The 14,409-nt window shown below is 57.0% G+C and carries 11 protein-coding genes and 3 pseudogenes; 8 read left to right on the top strand and 6 right to left on the bottom strand.

Annotated elements, in window-relative coordinates; all coding sequences use genetic code 11:
* Positions 1-14 precede the first annotated feature (14 nt).
* A pseudogene (locus tag MA07_RS28765) lies at positions 15-500 on the bottom strand (IS6 family transposase); the annotation flags it as partial.
* Between the two features lie 49 nt (positions 501-549).
* On the opposite strand from MA07_RS28765, the pseudogene MA07_RS28760 reads away from it, so the two are divergent.
* The 4 genes and pseudogenes from MA07_RS28760 to MA07_RS09150 all read left to right on the top strand — a co-directional run.
* Positions 550-1,135 (top strand): annotated as a pseudogene (locus tag MA07_RS28760) (Tn3 family transposase); the annotation flags it as partial.
* A 653-nt stretch (positions 1,136-1,788) separates the two neighbouring features.
* A complete protein-coding gene (locus MA07_RS09160; protein WP_081928866.1) occupies positions 1,789-3,303 on the top strand; it encodes a peptidoglycan-binding protein in 1,515 nt (504 codons plus the stop codon).
* A 135-nt stretch (positions 3,304-3,438) separates the two neighbouring features.
* A complete protein-coding gene (locus MA07_RS09155; RefSeq protein ID WP_052002985.1) occupies positions 3,439-4,554 on the top strand; it encodes a DUF2235 domain-containing protein in 1,116 nt (371 codons plus the stop codon).
* Positions 4,555-5,456: 902 nt separating this feature from the next.
* Positions 5,457-5,843, top strand: a complete 387-nt coding sequence (locus MA07_RS09150; protein ID WP_152568795.1) for a hypothetical protein — start codon at positions 5,457-5,459, stop codon at positions 5,841-5,843.
* A gap of 147 nt (positions 5,844-5,990) precedes the next feature.
* Here MA07_RS09150 and MA07_RS28755 read toward each other — a convergent pair.
* The 4 genes and pseudogenes from MA07_RS28755 to MA07_RS09135 all read right to left on the bottom strand — a co-directional run.
* Positions 5,991-6,113 (bottom strand): annotated as a pseudogene (locus MA07_RS28755) (IS6 family transposase); the annotation flags it as partial.
* A gap of 139 nt (positions 6,114-6,252) precedes the next feature.
* Positions 6,253-6,744 carry a Gmad2 immunoglobulin-like domain-containing protein gene (locus MA07_RS09145; protein ID WP_036349697.1) on the bottom strand — a complete coding sequence of 164 codons (492 nt, stop codon included), beginning with the start codon at positions 6,742-6,744 and terminating at the stop codon, positions 6,253-6,255.
* Positions 6,745-6,834: 90 nt separating this feature from the next.
* Positions 6,835-7,281, bottom strand: a complete 447-nt coding sequence (locus tag MA07_RS09140; protein WP_052002984.1) for a peptidoglycan-binding protein — start codon at positions 7,279-7,281, stop codon at positions 6,835-6,837.
* 176 nt (positions 7,282-7,457) lie between these two features.
* Positions 7,458-8,123: an IS6 family transposase gene (locus tag MA07_RS09135; protein ID WP_052002983.1), complete on the bottom strand. Its 666-nt coding sequence runs from the start codon at positions 8,121-8,123 to the stop codon at positions 7,458-7,460.
* On the opposite strand from MA07_RS09135, the gene MA07_RS30060 reads away from it, so the two are divergent.
* The 4 genes from MA07_RS30060 (at position 8,096) to MA07_RS09115 (ending at position 12,954) form a co-directional block, all read left to right on the top strand.
* Positions 8,096-8,239, top strand: coding sequence for a hypothetical protein (locus MA07_RS30060; RefSeq protein WP_160195410.1), 144 nt, complete (start codon positions 8,096-8,098; stop codon positions 8,237-8,239). The genes MA07_RS09135 and MA07_RS30060 overlap by 28 nt on opposite strands.
* Positions 8,240-9,187: 948 nt before the next feature.
* Entirely contained in the window at positions 9,188-10,426 is a 1,239-nt protein-coding gene (locus MA07_RS29560) for a hypothetical protein (protein ID WP_152568794.1), read from the top strand.
* A gap of 711 nt (positions 10,427-11,137) precedes the next feature.
* Positions 11,138-11,881, top strand: a complete 744-nt coding sequence (locus MA07_RS09120; RefSeq protein ID WP_036349688.1) for a DUF4019 domain-containing protein — start codon at positions 11,138-11,140, stop codon at positions 11,879-11,881.
* Between the two features lie 245 nt (positions 11,882-12,126).
* Positions 12,127-12,954: an IS5 family transposase gene (locus MA07_RS09115; RefSeq protein WP_036349685.1), complete on the top strand. Its 828-nt coding sequence runs from the start codon at positions 12,127-12,129 to the stop codon at positions 12,952-12,954.
* A 105-nt stretch (positions 12,955-13,059) separates the two neighbouring features.
* Here the strand turns inward: MA07_RS09115 and MA07_RS09110 are convergent, their stop codons facing one another.
* Positions 13,060-14,325, bottom strand: coding sequence for an IS701 family transposase (locus MA07_RS09110; protein ID WP_036345392.1), 1,266 nt, complete (start codon positions 14,323-14,325; stop codon positions 13,060-13,062).
* Between the last annotated feature and the right edge of the window lie 84 nt (positions 14,326-14,409).

Genomic DNA, 14,409 nt, shown 5'->3' with positions numbered 1-14,409 from the left:
TCTCTGGATGGGTATAAACCTTTGTGCTGCCGATGCTCGATGCCCAGGCCCATGTCCCTGCGAGCCGCACCGTAGGACCCGAGTTTGTCTGTGACCATCACCAGCGGAGCCATGGCGCTCTTCTTCAACAACTTGCGCAGCAGGCGCTTGGCTGCTTTGCGGCCTCGACGGCTTTGGATTAGGACATCCAGGATAAAGCCGTCCTGATCCACGGCCCGCCAGAGCCAATGCTTCTTCCCTGCAAGGTGATCACCACCTCATCGAGATGCCAGCAATCGCCCGGCCGAGGAAGGCGCCGGCGGATGCGATTGGCAAACTCCCGTCCGAACGTCTCAGCCCAGCGCCGAACTATTTCGTGGCTGACCTCAATACGACGCGCGGCCAGTATCTCCTCGACGATGCGCAGACCCAGGGGAAAGCGGAAATAGACAGACTGCAAGGCTGATCACCCCGGCGGGAAAGCGGTGGCGGGCGCACAATGCAGGACGGGGCTTCTTCATGGCCCCTCATAGAGCAACACCCAATCCCATTCCGTTAATGTGACGATGCCGCGCCCGCGATGGCAAGCTCGAAGGTGTTCGGCTCGATGCGGGGCAACTCGTTGTCACTCCCCTGCCCGGCGATGTAACGGTCCCCGCCGAGGAGTTGAAGTGGGAGCTTGGCGACATGTACCCGCTGATCGAGGTTCCTGATCTCCTGATGGAGGTTCATGCCTGGGCCGGAATTGCCGATCGCTTCACGCACATCCGCACCCAGGAACCGCCTGAGAGCATTCCGGCCATGTTGGCCGGGGAACGGGCGGTCGCCACCAATCTCGGTGCCAAACACGTGGCCGCAGCTTCGAAAGGCATCACTGCGCGGGAGATCGCCTGGAAGTGGATCTTCCATATGCGACCTGAGACCTACAAGCTGGCGCAGGGCTGCATCACCGACAGGCATGCCCAGCACCCACATGCCCTGCTCTGGGGTGACGGCTCCACCGCTTCATCAGACGGGCAGTTCTTCCAGGCCAGCGATCACGCGGCCGCGAAGCGACATAAACCTGCACTTCGGCTGCAAACCCGGTTCGAAGTTCTACAGCCATCTCTCCGACCAGTATGGTTACTTCAGCATCCTGCCGATCAGCGTCACCGAGATATTTACGAATACGTCAATTGACCGCATTTGGCTCCTTTGCGGCCAGTTAGGAAGAGCCCAGAAATCCATACCGGTCCGACGGAGCCTTCGTGTATTGAGGAGTCGTTTGCACGGTTTTCATACAAGAATATGGTCTGCGGAAGCCCATGATGCTGCGCCTGTTGGTTGCCGAGATGATCCTGAAGCTGGTAAATGCACCTGCTGCATCTTAGGATCGAGCATAATTTATGCTGCCTGCGATGCCTTCAGCGGGTCAAGCTAATCGATTGGCTCAAGTTGGTGCGTTCTTGATAGAAGGATTGCAGAACGGCCCACGGTCTGCTCAACCGAAACTGGCTCCCTGCGTGGGACCGACCTCCTACACGTACGAAGAAAAAAATCCGGCAGCTAAGCTATCGCAAAGGCTGCATCACTTCGCCCCTAACCATCACACACCATACCTCTAATGCGATGTTGGCATGTCTTATCTCGCGAACTATTGTACTCGGCGCTAGTGGATTACGTTCTAGATCAGACCCAACAATGCTGTCGAGTAGATATATCGGCGTAACCATACAAGCTGTTCGTCAGATAAGTATTCGCGAACCATATATTTGGGTCATAGGTTAAGTTGCTGTCAGGATCCGACAGTTCTCCACAGGGAGCAGTCTGATGCCAATGGCCCTCACAGATGCATTGAGGAACGAGTATTCTTTACTGTTCTCACGGATGTCTCTCCGTCCTGAGCGGATGCAGGACATTGATAGAATCTATAGGAGGATCATGGCGCCTGGTGCACGGGAAAGATATTTCCAAGTAGAGCAAGAAACCGGTGTCCCATGGTTCTTTATTGCGATCATCCATAACCTTGAAGCAAGCGGACGCTTCGACCGCCACTTGCACAATGGAGATCCCCTAACAGGGCCCACATTCCATGTGCCGGCCAACCGTCCTTCACGACAAAAGCGGTCTTACACATGGGTTGAAAGCGCAGCAGATGCTCTCCGGTTGAAGAAGTTTCATAGGGCCTCGGATAACCAATGGACAGTACCGGACATCGCCTTTGCCCTGGAGAGCTTCAATGGCTTCGGTTATCGCAACAGGTACCCGCATGTAAAAAGCCCTTATCTTTGGAGCTTCAGCAATATCTACACGTGCGGCAAGTATATTCAGGACAGTGTCTTCTCGGAAATTGCAGTGAGCCAACAGTGCGGAGGGTTATCCATGCTCCGCCACATGATCGACTCAAACAATGAGATTGCCAGGTTTGTTAGCGCTCAGCCGTTGATGGATGACGATCAGGACCATACTCAATCTTTCCCCTGGTGCGATGGGCCCGAGGGCGAAGAAGTGCCGGACATGCCGGCTGCCAGGAACGTAAAACCCTATCCCGGACGCTATCTTATTTTTGGCATCGAGGATGATGAGGATGTTCGAACTTTACAGCAGCGCCTGGTCTATTTTGGCTTCGATCCCGGCATCATAGATGGCGACTTCGGCGAGGTCACCGAACGAGCAGTCATGCTCTTCCAAGCCCGTTCGGCCGATCTGTCTGGAGAGCCTCTGGAAATCGATGGCGTTGTTGGGCCAAGTACCTGGGGCGCCCTTTTTGGTCCCCTTTCTGTGCGAGGGCAGGAGAAGGGGCCAGACTTCCTGAAGGTTCCCGCATCCGTCCTGTCGGAGGCCGTTCTCGCAATAGCCGCCCGTGAAATTGGAGTTCGGGAGTTTCCAATCGGATCTAACCGCGGCCCTCGGGTCGACCAGTACGTGACGGCTGCTGGCCTGACACCGGCCGGCCGACATGCTTGGTGCATGTGCTTTGTCTATTGGTGCTTCGAACAGGCCGCGCGGCTGATCGGCATGCCGAATCCCTGCCCGAAGAAGGCGAGCGTTCACATGGCGTGGCAGGCATGCCAAAATGCTGTCACCAATGGCCGCCACGATCTCACGGTCGTCAGGGCGCGGGACGCCCATAGGGATCCATCGAAGGTGCGTCCCGGCATGGTGTTCTTCATAGACACGGGTGGTGGCACGGGCCACGTTGGACTTGTTGACTCTCACCACAATGGGGCGCTTGAAACGATAGAAGGAAACACGAATGATAACGGCTCCCGCGAGGGAGTTGGTGTCTTCAGACGATCAAGGCGCAAAATCAACCAGATCAATCTCGGCTTTGTGAGCTTTTGATGGAGCCGCGCGCACGCCCGTTTGCCGGATCCTGTATCCGAACAAGGGGACCAGCAATCAAACAGCCGCTGATCTGACACTGGCACACTGTTTTCTATTGCCCGATGACATCTATTCCTTAGCAGGAGCATTAAGATGAAGCGCCTTGTTATCTGCTTTGACGGGACTTGGAACAGTGCTGACAGCGAGCGTGCCGAAACCAATGTGGCGCTGATCGCAAGAGCCATTCGCGCCAACCCGGACGGTGACTCACCCCAACTCGTTCTTTACTTGAGGGGCGTAGGGTCGACAGGCATGGCGTTGCAGCAGATCGTGGATGGTGCCTTCGGCAAGGGGGTCGATGAAAATATCCGCTCCGGCTATATGTTTCTGGCGCAGAACTATGTGCCTGGCGATCAGATTTTTCTGTTCGGTTTTTCGCGAGGAGCTTTCACAGCACGCAGTTTGTCCGGCTTCATCAGTTGCTGCGGTCTCCTGAAGCGCCAAAGTCTGGGTGACCTCACAAGCGCATGGACTTACTACAGAGGCGGCGGCGCTCGCTCGCCCGCAGATTTTTGCCGTCAGAACGGGAGCGATTGTCATGAGCATGTATCGATAGACTTTCTAGGTGTCTGGGACACCGTGGGGGCACTCGGTGTGCCGACCACCATACTGGGCTCATTGACGAGCCAGAAATACGCATTCCATGATACGGAGCCATCGAAATCGGTCAAACGTGCGTTTCATGCCCTTGCGGTCGACGAATACCGCGACGAATTCGCGCCAACCTTGTGGACGGGTAAGATACCTGAGGGCGCAACCATTGAGCAGGTGTGGTTTGCCGGCGCCCATTCCGACGTGGGGGGTGGCTACCGGAACCGAAGGCTGGCAGATATTCCCTTGGTCTGGATGGCAGAGAAGGCAAGAGAAGTCGGCTTAAGTTTCGACGACACGATGCTTCCCAAGATCGACGATGATGCGCACTTGTCGCCGCACCATGAGTCGCGGCAGGGCTGGTCGTTGAAGGACCGGCTGACCCCGACGTACCGCAGGGTGTGTGGAGAGCCCTTCGACGTGAAGCCCAACGAGCGACTGTATTATCCAGTCGGTGACGACGGAAATGATCTCCCCACCATCAACGAGTACCTTCACCCAAGTCTGATCGAACGTTACCGGAAAGAGGCTCACTTCTTGGCGGAGGATGAGGAGGATGAAGGTCACACCCAGATATATGAGCCAAAGAATCTGCGGCCCCTACTGAGAGATGCCTGAGCTGATTCCACTAAATGGCGAGATCGGGTGGAACCTCTCCGAGGATCCCCTATGTACCCGGCACGTAGGGGTGAAACTTCGGAGAGTCTGCTCAAGCGAGGGGGCGTTTTCAATGCACGCCTGATCACCGTCCCAGATGCCCACTGCACAAGCACTCAGGGACGGGATATTCTCGTCGCTCCGGAAAGGCTGAGGATCTGCACCCTGACATGCACGAAAACCTTGGGCGTGGCAGTCTTGTCGTATTACTCACAGCGTCTCGCCTGGGCCGTCTTGCAGGGCAACCAGGGTTATCGCGCTCCGGCTGCTGCGGCCGCATAAGCTGCCCCCAGAAGCCGGATGAGAGGTTTGCAAGGTTGGTGGAGGTGGTGATGGTGTGATGACGAACCGGTCGAGCCGGGGATCAGACAAACCCGTGATAAGCCGTTGCGCTCTGACGCAGCATAAATGTTGGGGACCTGATCCGCGAACTTCATCAAGGCCCGCGGTCATGAGGCCGCATCACAAGGCCGAACACATGGCTGCCCACGACCAGATCGTCAAAACGCCAAAAACCCCTTGCCACGCAGGCGCCGTCCACACAGGCTTATCGGAGATTGCGCTGAGTGTTTCACCGCACAGGCATCATCCCTGCCACGGCCTACAGTAACTTGGGGGCTTAGCACCGTCGCGGAGACACGCGCATGGACACCGACACTCGCACCCGACCCCAGGCATCCCAAGTGGCACCTGAGGCCCAGAGTAGGTTTGGAGCCTTACACTCATTGGTCACCGAGTTCATCACAGGGGGGCGGCCAGACCCGGATAATCCTCAACCCCCTGGCCCTTGGGACCCGGTAATCCGCCAGACCCTGACGCGGATCAGGGATCACCTAGGGCCACACCCTGAACCATGGAGGGTCATGGGTTCTGTCTCAGACCTCTCGGATATGGTCAGTCTCAATCCGCAGCCTCTTCCGCCGAAAGCACTGTTCTCGATCATGCTTGCCGAGGAGGTAGTCAACCATGTGTCGCGCCTGCAGGATATCACCGACATAGCAGGCCAGTCCGGCTCACCCGCCCAGGATTACATGGCGCGGTTTGTCGACGACATCGAACTCTGCCCGCCTTATCGGAAGTGGCCGTTCCCGCCACCGAAGCGCGGAGAGACTTTGTTCGATCCAGTTGACATCGTCACGATGGGCGTTGCCTTCACGCATCTGGCCGAAACGGTTCCTGACGAGAGGCTCCGCGGTGAAATCCAAGGCATGGGTGCAAGGCTCATGGAGAAGGGCACAGCCCGGATGTAGCAAGCTGGAGGAGGGCTTCCCAGAGCGGCTCTCCTCTCCACCTAACATTTCCATAAACGGCCTTACGCGTAAGTTCGATGACGCTCCGCCTTAGGATGTGTTCTATGGGATTGTCGGGGGCATACATGGTGAAGACGGCGCGTCTGCGCGCTGAACCCAGCGAAAGAGGGTAGATGGATCAACGTTGACACCGCGCTCCTGCATCATCTCAGCGAGGTCCCGATAGCTGATGCTGTATTTGCAGTACCAGCGCACGCACAGCAGGATGATCTCGACCGGAAAGCGGCAGGGACAACAGGACGGCTCTTCGAGTGGCTGCCCTTCATTAAACTGCCAAGGTTAATGCAACGGAGCCCGCGCAGGCCGTACGCCTCGGGCTCATCCTGTTGTAACCTGGCTTGCAGGCTCATTACGCGCCGATTGGTATCTTCAATATCTGACCAGGGAAGATCCGATCCGGATCACTGATGACCAGTGGATTTGCCCTGACAATGTCCTGGAAACGGCGGAGATCGCTGTAGTGGTCGCGCGCGATCTTCGCAAGGGTGTCGCCGGGCTGGACCGTATGAAGACGGAAGCCTACGTACCCGGGTACGATATTAAGCCCGAAGATAACGGGGACAATCACTTTGTTGATTTCTGAGCCGTCTGCTGCGCTCTCCTCGAACACCTCGACGAACAGACGGTCCAACTGGAAGACGGCTTCAGATACGTCGATCGACAGGTGGAACTGTCCGTGCTCACCGGTCCCGCCACCGACCGTGAAGTGGCCTGTGCGGTCGTCATGGCCGTCATGGATGCGATATTGAAGAATGGCTTCAAACCCTGAGCCAATGCCTCCGATCAAGATAGGATTGCCCACCAAGTCAAACGGCTTGGGTTGCTGGATCTCGTTCGCCATACCTGCTCTCCTCGACCAATCCTGCGCTGCTTCGCCCGATCCGAAATGATGTGCGATCGGAGTGCAGCCATCCGCGATGATCCACTTCAGTCAGCTCGCCGGCCCTTCGTTCTCCAGTGCAGCAACAACCGCCCAGGTTTTTGCACCCACGACGCCGTCCACAGCAAGATCGAACCGTTCCTGAAGCTGTCTCACTGCCGCTTCTGTTTTTGGGCTGAAGCGTCCATCGACCCCGCCGGTGTCGAAACCAACCGCACTCATCCGACTCTGAAGGCGGCGGACTGGCAGGCCGGTTGAGCCAAGGCGGAGAACTGGCTCGCTTTGGTCGGCTTCATCGATATTGATCCATGTGACCCGGCCGACGACTCCATCCGCAGCGATGCCCATTGACTGCTGAAAGGATCGGACTGCGCGCTCAGTGCTGGCCCCGAAGACACTATCGACCGGCCCTGGATTATGTCCGAGGGCATTGAGGGCCTCCTGCAAGTCCTGCACAGCAGGATCAGTTGAACCCTTCTTCAGAACTGGTTCTGCCATAGCGTGCTGCCTCCTGAGATCGGCCTATCTAGTCTGCTGCTCACAGGAACAGAGTACTCCCGATCACAATTCGACATGTGCTCGGTCGCACTTTGCTGGCGCGGTCTCGTGTTGGTACTGTCAACTTGAGGCCGAAGAGACAAGCTAGCGGGGCACTGCGGTCAGGCCATCCAGCGTCAGCCTGCGAGGGGAGCTCCTGCCGCATCGCGCCAAGTGGAGAAGGCATGATTGCGCGCAGCCCGATACTCACTGGCGGAAAGACGATGGCGGCGAAGTTGGAAGTGGTTGTGGATCCGGGTATGGGTGGAGAGGAATTGCTGTGCCTGCCGAACTGACTTGAACCGCCTCATGTGGCATTCGCGCCGTCGGGTGGGTTGGTGTGAGACCTCACAGCGGTTGTTCAAGTACCGGCTCTGCCGATGCTCGACGCCCGGCAGGATCTCGCGTTTAGCGGTGCCATAGGCTCCGAGTATATCAGTCACAATGACCCTTAGCACATAGCACAAGCCCTTCAGCAGCTTGCGAAAGAAGCGCTTGGCGGCCTTGGGATTGCGGCGGCTTTGAATCAGAACGTCGAGCACGTTGCCGTGCTGATCAACGGCTCGCCACAGATAGTTCAGTTTGCCGCGAATGCGGACAAACACCTCATCCAGAAACCACTTGTCGCCGGGTTTCGGCCGCCGCCTCTTGAGGCTATTGGCGTAAGCTCGTCCGAAGCGCAGGCTCCACTCGCGGATGGTCTCATAGCTGACCACGATGCCTCGCGCCGCCAAGATCAACTCGACTTCGCGCAGGCTGAGGCTGAAGCAGTGCCATGCTGCGTGAGACGATCGAGCGCTCAGGCTGGTATCCGGCTGTGCGCGGTCCGGAACGCAGGCAGCTCATCGAGCGGGATGTCGAACAGCACTGGCACCTGATGATTGCGGAGGCTCGCAAGGCCTTAGAGCAGCGCACATGAGAAGGGCCAGGTCAGGCTCTACCCTGCGCTTGGCGTCGTGGTCTAGGGGCTTGGGTATCAGGCCTGCTTACTGCGCTCCACCTGTGAATGATGCATGCTGTTAGCTCTAAAGGGATATTGCTCAGGCTCGGGCCGCTTGGTTAATAGCTGGCTTATGAATGGCCCATCGACTCATCCCGCCAATGATCTGGCGGCGCTTCTTTGCCGACTCGCTGGACTGGTATGCGCCGTGGCGCTCCTCGCTCTGGCATTCAACCTTGTTCGTATGTGACCGCTATGAACGTGCACTCAGACAATGACAATGAAGTCCGAGCGCCGGATCCCTTCAGCCTTCCCTTTAGCCGCTATATCGAGTGGGCCGGTCTGGTTGGCGTTCTAGCCCTTCTTGGATGGGCAGTAGCGGTAGGGATCTAACCGAGAGGCCTCCCTTCCGGCCAGCTTGTGATCCCAACGCATGGTCTGCCAGTTGTCGAACTGCATTATGTCGGCCTGATTGCGCCTGGCTTCGGAGAGTTGACGCTCTTTTTGGTTTGCTATCATTGTCCGCGTGAGGAAGCGCAGAAGGATGTCCAAGGCTGCACGATCTTGGGAGGGCTCTTCAGCCTGGGAGGAGCAAAGGAAAGCCTAGGCTTGATGTTCGTCAGCTTACTCGTGCTCACTGCCGCGCTATACACTGTGAGAATTTGACTAGATCGATCACCGCACGGGCGGCGCCTATACCGAACTGCTCTCTCCTTGTTGGAGAGACCTGACATTAGCTTGAAGCCTGTGTGCTCATTTGGATTAGTCTGTTTAGACAATCTGCTATTTTCTCCAACTAGGCTACTACTCGCACTCTAAGCACTAATATCCGTTCGTAGCTTCGATTTCAGCACAGTTGTTGAGTTTCTTTCTTAGGTTTGAGGCTGACCCATGGTCCACTCGATATCTAGAAGACTCGCAGAGGAAATGGATAAGATAGCTCCTGGTGATCTCTCGCGCTTGGAAAAGGTAACTAATATCCAAAAAGCATTGTCTGAGGCGCGAAAGGCAACAGCTGATACGAGGAAAGCCATTTCAGATGCTAGACTTGCGAGAACGCAGTTGCGAACCACCCGCACGCAGGCGTGGTCTGCACTGCTCGTCCCACTAGTCTCCGTTATTACAGTTCTTGTGACAACTGTGATACAAACACAGCAGCTAAACGAGAGCAGGAGACAGACTGAAGCAGCTAGAATTGCGGCTCAGGAAGCCGGCGAAGATGCACGCTGGAATGCGCTTGTCGGTTCGATCAAAAATCCAGACGATTTCCGTACAGACACTACTCTTTTAGCACGACTGCGTGCCTTCACAGAGTCTCCTCGATACAGACAGCCGGCTGTCGACATTGCCAAGCGGGCAATCTCAGAAGCATCAACTGCGACTCTATTTCGAGATCTATTCGACGTGGCATTCCCAAAAGTTGAAAGTCCATCGATTCACAGCATCGCCGAGATCAGTCGCCGGGTCGGTGAACGGCATACCGCGGTTCAGACACAATGTGAGGCCGACTCTGCTGGGTTCGAGATACCAGAAGCGGCACGACTTAGTTATGGTTTTCTTTGCTCGAACAACGTTACGGACGCTAAGCTAGCTGAAATCGTTAGATCTACAGCAATACAGGAAGAATTCAAGAAAAAACGCCAGCTAGTATCAGAACTATATGGCATATCGTCTTTCCTTGGAGAGAAAGTCCCCGAATATCTTCGGAATAGAGATAAATTTTCTGATACCAGTAGTGTGAACTTTTCCCGGGCTTATATCCGCAATGCTTCCTTTGATTCTATAAATTTCGCCGGCATCGATCTATCTAACGTATATATAGCTAGCTCTTCTCTTACTGGCGCAAAATTGGTACCGGTATGGCGAGAAGTACCAGGGCTCCTAACCGCAAATTGGTGGGATGCTGAGACTATTGACCAAGATCTATTGATCGAACTTACCAGACGAACCTACCCAAATTGGCTGCCCAATCTCGGCTACAAAGATAATTATTCAATTGATAGAAGCGCATACTACTCGCGCATTGCCGCGCTTTGCACGTCAAAACGACCGCAGTGTCAGCCGAAATGCCTGCGAATTGCTGACGACCCGCCGCCCACTGATCCCGAGTGTAAAGCTCCTATTGTTCGAACAGGCGCAGACGGTCAACCAAAACAGGAAAAATGATTATTAGATTTACTAACCCTGGGCATTAAGACTTAATTGCACCTGAGCCAACGACGTAGCCCCCAGCCTCTCAGCTATGCTCTCTTCTACGAAGAGGTTGAGCATCGCGACATGTTGCGGGTCAGATTTTCAGAACCCAAAGGCACATTGCAACGCGTTAGACGAACTCCCAAGAAACCTTTCACGATCTAATCGACCAAGTCCGAACAAAGCTCCACCGTATTATCCCAGAACGCCTCACCATTACCTCCGTATTGCTCCGGAAGTAATCCAACCTGCTTGTGATATCGAGCCACAAACGCCTTCTGAGCGGCTGACAAGCCTGCATTTGCGAGCGCATAGCAGTTCGCCTCGAATTCGTTGTTCGTCTGAAGGACGAGATGGCCGCATTCGTGCGCTGTTGTGAAGACTTGCATAATGCTTGGGAGTCGGAAGTACGTTGGCCCATAGGTTATCGCCGGCATGCCATCGGGATCCCAGTTTGCGTGGGCCCATGCAAACGATGGTCCGATCCGTTGCCGTACGGGGACTGTAGCCCCACTGTAGCCGTTACGCGCTGCACAAGCTCGCGCATTTGGTATCCTACTGCCGGATATCGCGTCAAATACTTGCGCATCGGCACCATGCGGCCAAGCAATCGGCAGCAGAAGACAAACCAGCAATTTGATCCGTACCACTATTGCCCCCTATATGAGACAACGAATTTATGACATGATTCTTCTATTCGATCGAAGGATAGATTTGACTACTCACTTCGAGGAAATCATGCCTTCACGCAGTATAGTTTCTGGCACAATCAACATAAACGTTCTACTGAGTTTCGTAGTAGGCGTGGCAATTGTTATTTTTATGCTGGGTTTTGCAATCTTTAACCCTGACCCGACGCCCTTTTCTCAATGGGTTTTCATAACAGTACTTGCATTGGCAGCCGCGGGAGTTGGCGCAGTCATTCCTGGAATGCTTGAAGTTCAGCTGCCCTATGTGAAAGCAGGTGGCGCACTCGCTCTCTTCTTAATCGTTTTTCTTATGAAGCCAGCGATTATCATCGGCGTCGACAAGGCTAGGGAGCTTGTGGGTCCAAAGATTTCTCCGAGCGCTGTTGTTCATGAGTACCTCGAGAAGGTCGACAATGGCGACGTACAAGGCGCTTGGTCGGCACTGGATCCCGAGTCACAAGCCCGGTATCCATTCGATCAATACAAGAGCCTAGTTTCGGGTGCACGTGAGCCACTCGGACCGGTAAAGAAGCGCACTGAAATCGGTGCAAGCAAACTCGATTCACCAAGCGGTTATCCGCGTGGCGTCTATAGCATCACTACTTTCCGAACGGATTTTCAGTCTGGAGTCAGCCACCGCGAGTCGGTCGCGGCTAGAGCAGTGGATCCGAAGCAGTGGCGTGTCTACGAGCATAATATCGATCCAAACCCCCTCTCGTCCTCGTCCGCGGCACGATAGGCCTCAAGGCGCAGACTCTCGGCCGCTATTCCTTCAGATGATTGGTGCTGACCTCTATCATGAGACAGTCGTCGTCTCGTGTGTAGGAGTTGCGGGATTTGGAAAGACACCAAGACATCAAAAAGCCCGCTGCAGCAGGCTCAGCATTATTGATCTCCATAGTCGAGGCACGGGGTTAAAATTGCCGCTCACGCGCTTTGACTAGAGGGTGTCTGGAAAATCGGGCGGCGCCCATCTGAAGGGGCATGACAGCCCTCAACTACGACACCGACCTGAGCGATGCGGAGTGGGCGATCCTAGCGCCCCTCCTTGCTCCCACGACCCGCCGCGGGCGTCCCCGCAAGCACGACCTGCGGTTGGTGCTGAATGCCATCCTCTACATCCTGCGCGGCGGCGAGCCCTGGCGCCTGCTACCGCACGAGTTTCCGCCGTGGCAAAGTGTGTATGACCACTTCCGGCGATGGCGTCAGCATGGCACCTGGCAGCACATCAATGATGCGCTCCGCCCACGCATCCGCATGCTCGCCGGACGAGATCCGCAGCCCCATGCCGCCATTATCGACAGTCAAACCGCCCGCACCAGCGAGGCCGGAGGGGTGCGGGGATATGATGGTGGCAAGCGGATCTCCGGCCGCAAACGCCATCTGGTGGTCGACACGCAAGGCCTGATCCTGCACGTGCTGGTGCATCCGGCCGATGTGCATGACCGTCGCGCGGCGGAGGCCGTGTTGGCTGACCTGAGAAGCCGCTATCCGGAGGTGGAATGCCTGTTTGCCGACATGGGCTACCAGGGGCTGGCCTCCTGGCTGGCAACGGAGCTCGGATGGACGCTGCTGATCGTGAAGCGGCCGCGGCGCTGGGTGCGGGTGCCGGCCGATCAGCCTGCCCCTGAGATGCCGGCTGGGTTTGCGGTTCTGCCCCAGCGCTGGATTGTGGAGCGCACCTTCGCCTGGCTCGTGCGCAACCGCCGCTTGGCGAAAGACTGGGAGCGCCTCTCGGCCACCACTGAGACGTGGATCTACCTCGCGATGAGCCGCCTCATGACCAAAAGGCTAGCCCGTGCAGCAGCTTAATTTCCAAACACCCTCTAGCACTACTTTGGCACTTTTATCAGTGAGCCGAGGGTAAAGCGGGCCCGACAGAACGGACATCGCAGGCGCATGGCGTGTGCCAGATGGTCAAGCAGCAGGCGCCGGATGGCCGGTAAGCTGGGTTGCGGCGGTGGTCCGCCGGCTTTTCTTTTTTCCCCCTGTGGCTGCCCGCAGGCGTAGATGCTGCAGGAACAAATAGGCGATGAGCGTCAGCAGCGCATGTCGATGCAAGCCGCGCCATGAGCGGCCCTCGAAGTGGTCAAGCCCAAGCTCCTCTTTCAACTGCTGATGCGCCTGCTCGCACACCCAGCGCGCCTTGATCAGGGACGCCAATTGCTTCAATGGCGTGTCGGGCGGCAGGTTGGACAGGTAGTACTTGCGCTCCCCCGACGAGCGATGCTCACCCACCAACCACACCTCGTCGCCGGGCAGGTGCTGGGCGGCATGCCCGCGCAACTGAACCGCCGGTCCATCAGCCACCCGCACACGCGTGGCGGCAAACCTCGCCCGCAGCGGCCCCTTGGTGCCGCGCCGCCAGGTGACCTGGCGCCATGACACCTTAGCCAGCATGGCCTCGGCCGAAACCGCTTCGACATCCGGAACCAGCGTCTTGCGGGGTCGTCCGCGCGTGGTGGTGGAGGCCACCATCTGCACATCGGCCGGATAAACCTTCTGAATGCGCACGGTGCCTACTGCCCAGAGCAACCCAAGAGCCGTGAGCGCCTGCCGGAAGGGCGCGCTGATGCCGTAGCCGGCATCAGCCAGCACCGCCCCGAAGCTCACGCCAGCCTGCATGACACGCTGGAGCTCAGTGAGTGCGATCTGCGGCTTCGAGCACTCCGTCCAGAAGGGCTCGGGCACACCGGCGCGCAGCAGGCGATCGGGATCGTTGACCCAGGTGTCAGGCAAGAACAGGCGCAAGGCGACGGGGATCGGCACCTCATCCTTGGCAAGCGTGAGGGAAACCAGCACTTGGCAGTTCGCCTTCTTGCCCACCGCCCCGGCATATTGCGGACCAACACCCACCGAGTGGGTGCCCTTCTTGAGCAGGGCGGTGTCATCGATCACCAGGACGGCGTCAGGCCCGCCGACAAGCCGATTGGCCTGCGCCAGCAGTTCGGACTCCAGCGGAGCCTCATCCCACGGCCCCACAGACACGAAGTGATGCAGCTGGTCGTAGCCGACAGGAGCAAGCCGAGCCGCGATGGGCTGCAGGCTTTTGCGCTCACCCGGTCCAATCAGCCCAGCCACATAGAGCGGACACATGCGCCGGCGGGCTGGATGATGCAGGTGGGTGAGGAAGGGTTCAAGCCAGGATTGAAGTTCGTGCTCCCACGCCACTGAGGTGCTCATGACGACCTCCCGCGCAAAATCCTTCAGCGAGAAAAGTCGATGGGGTTCGCCCGGTTCCTCTTACCTGCCAAAGTAGTGCTAGGC

It is taken from the genome of Microvirga sp. BSC39, assembly GCF_000739015.1.
In the GTDB taxonomy this organism is placed as follows: Bacteria; Pseudomonadota; Alphaproteobacteria; order Rhizobiales; family Beijerinckiaceae; genus Microvirga.
The sequence above is the reverse complement of the archived record's forward strand: the minus strand, read 5'-3'. Positions and strand labels throughout refer to the sequence as shown.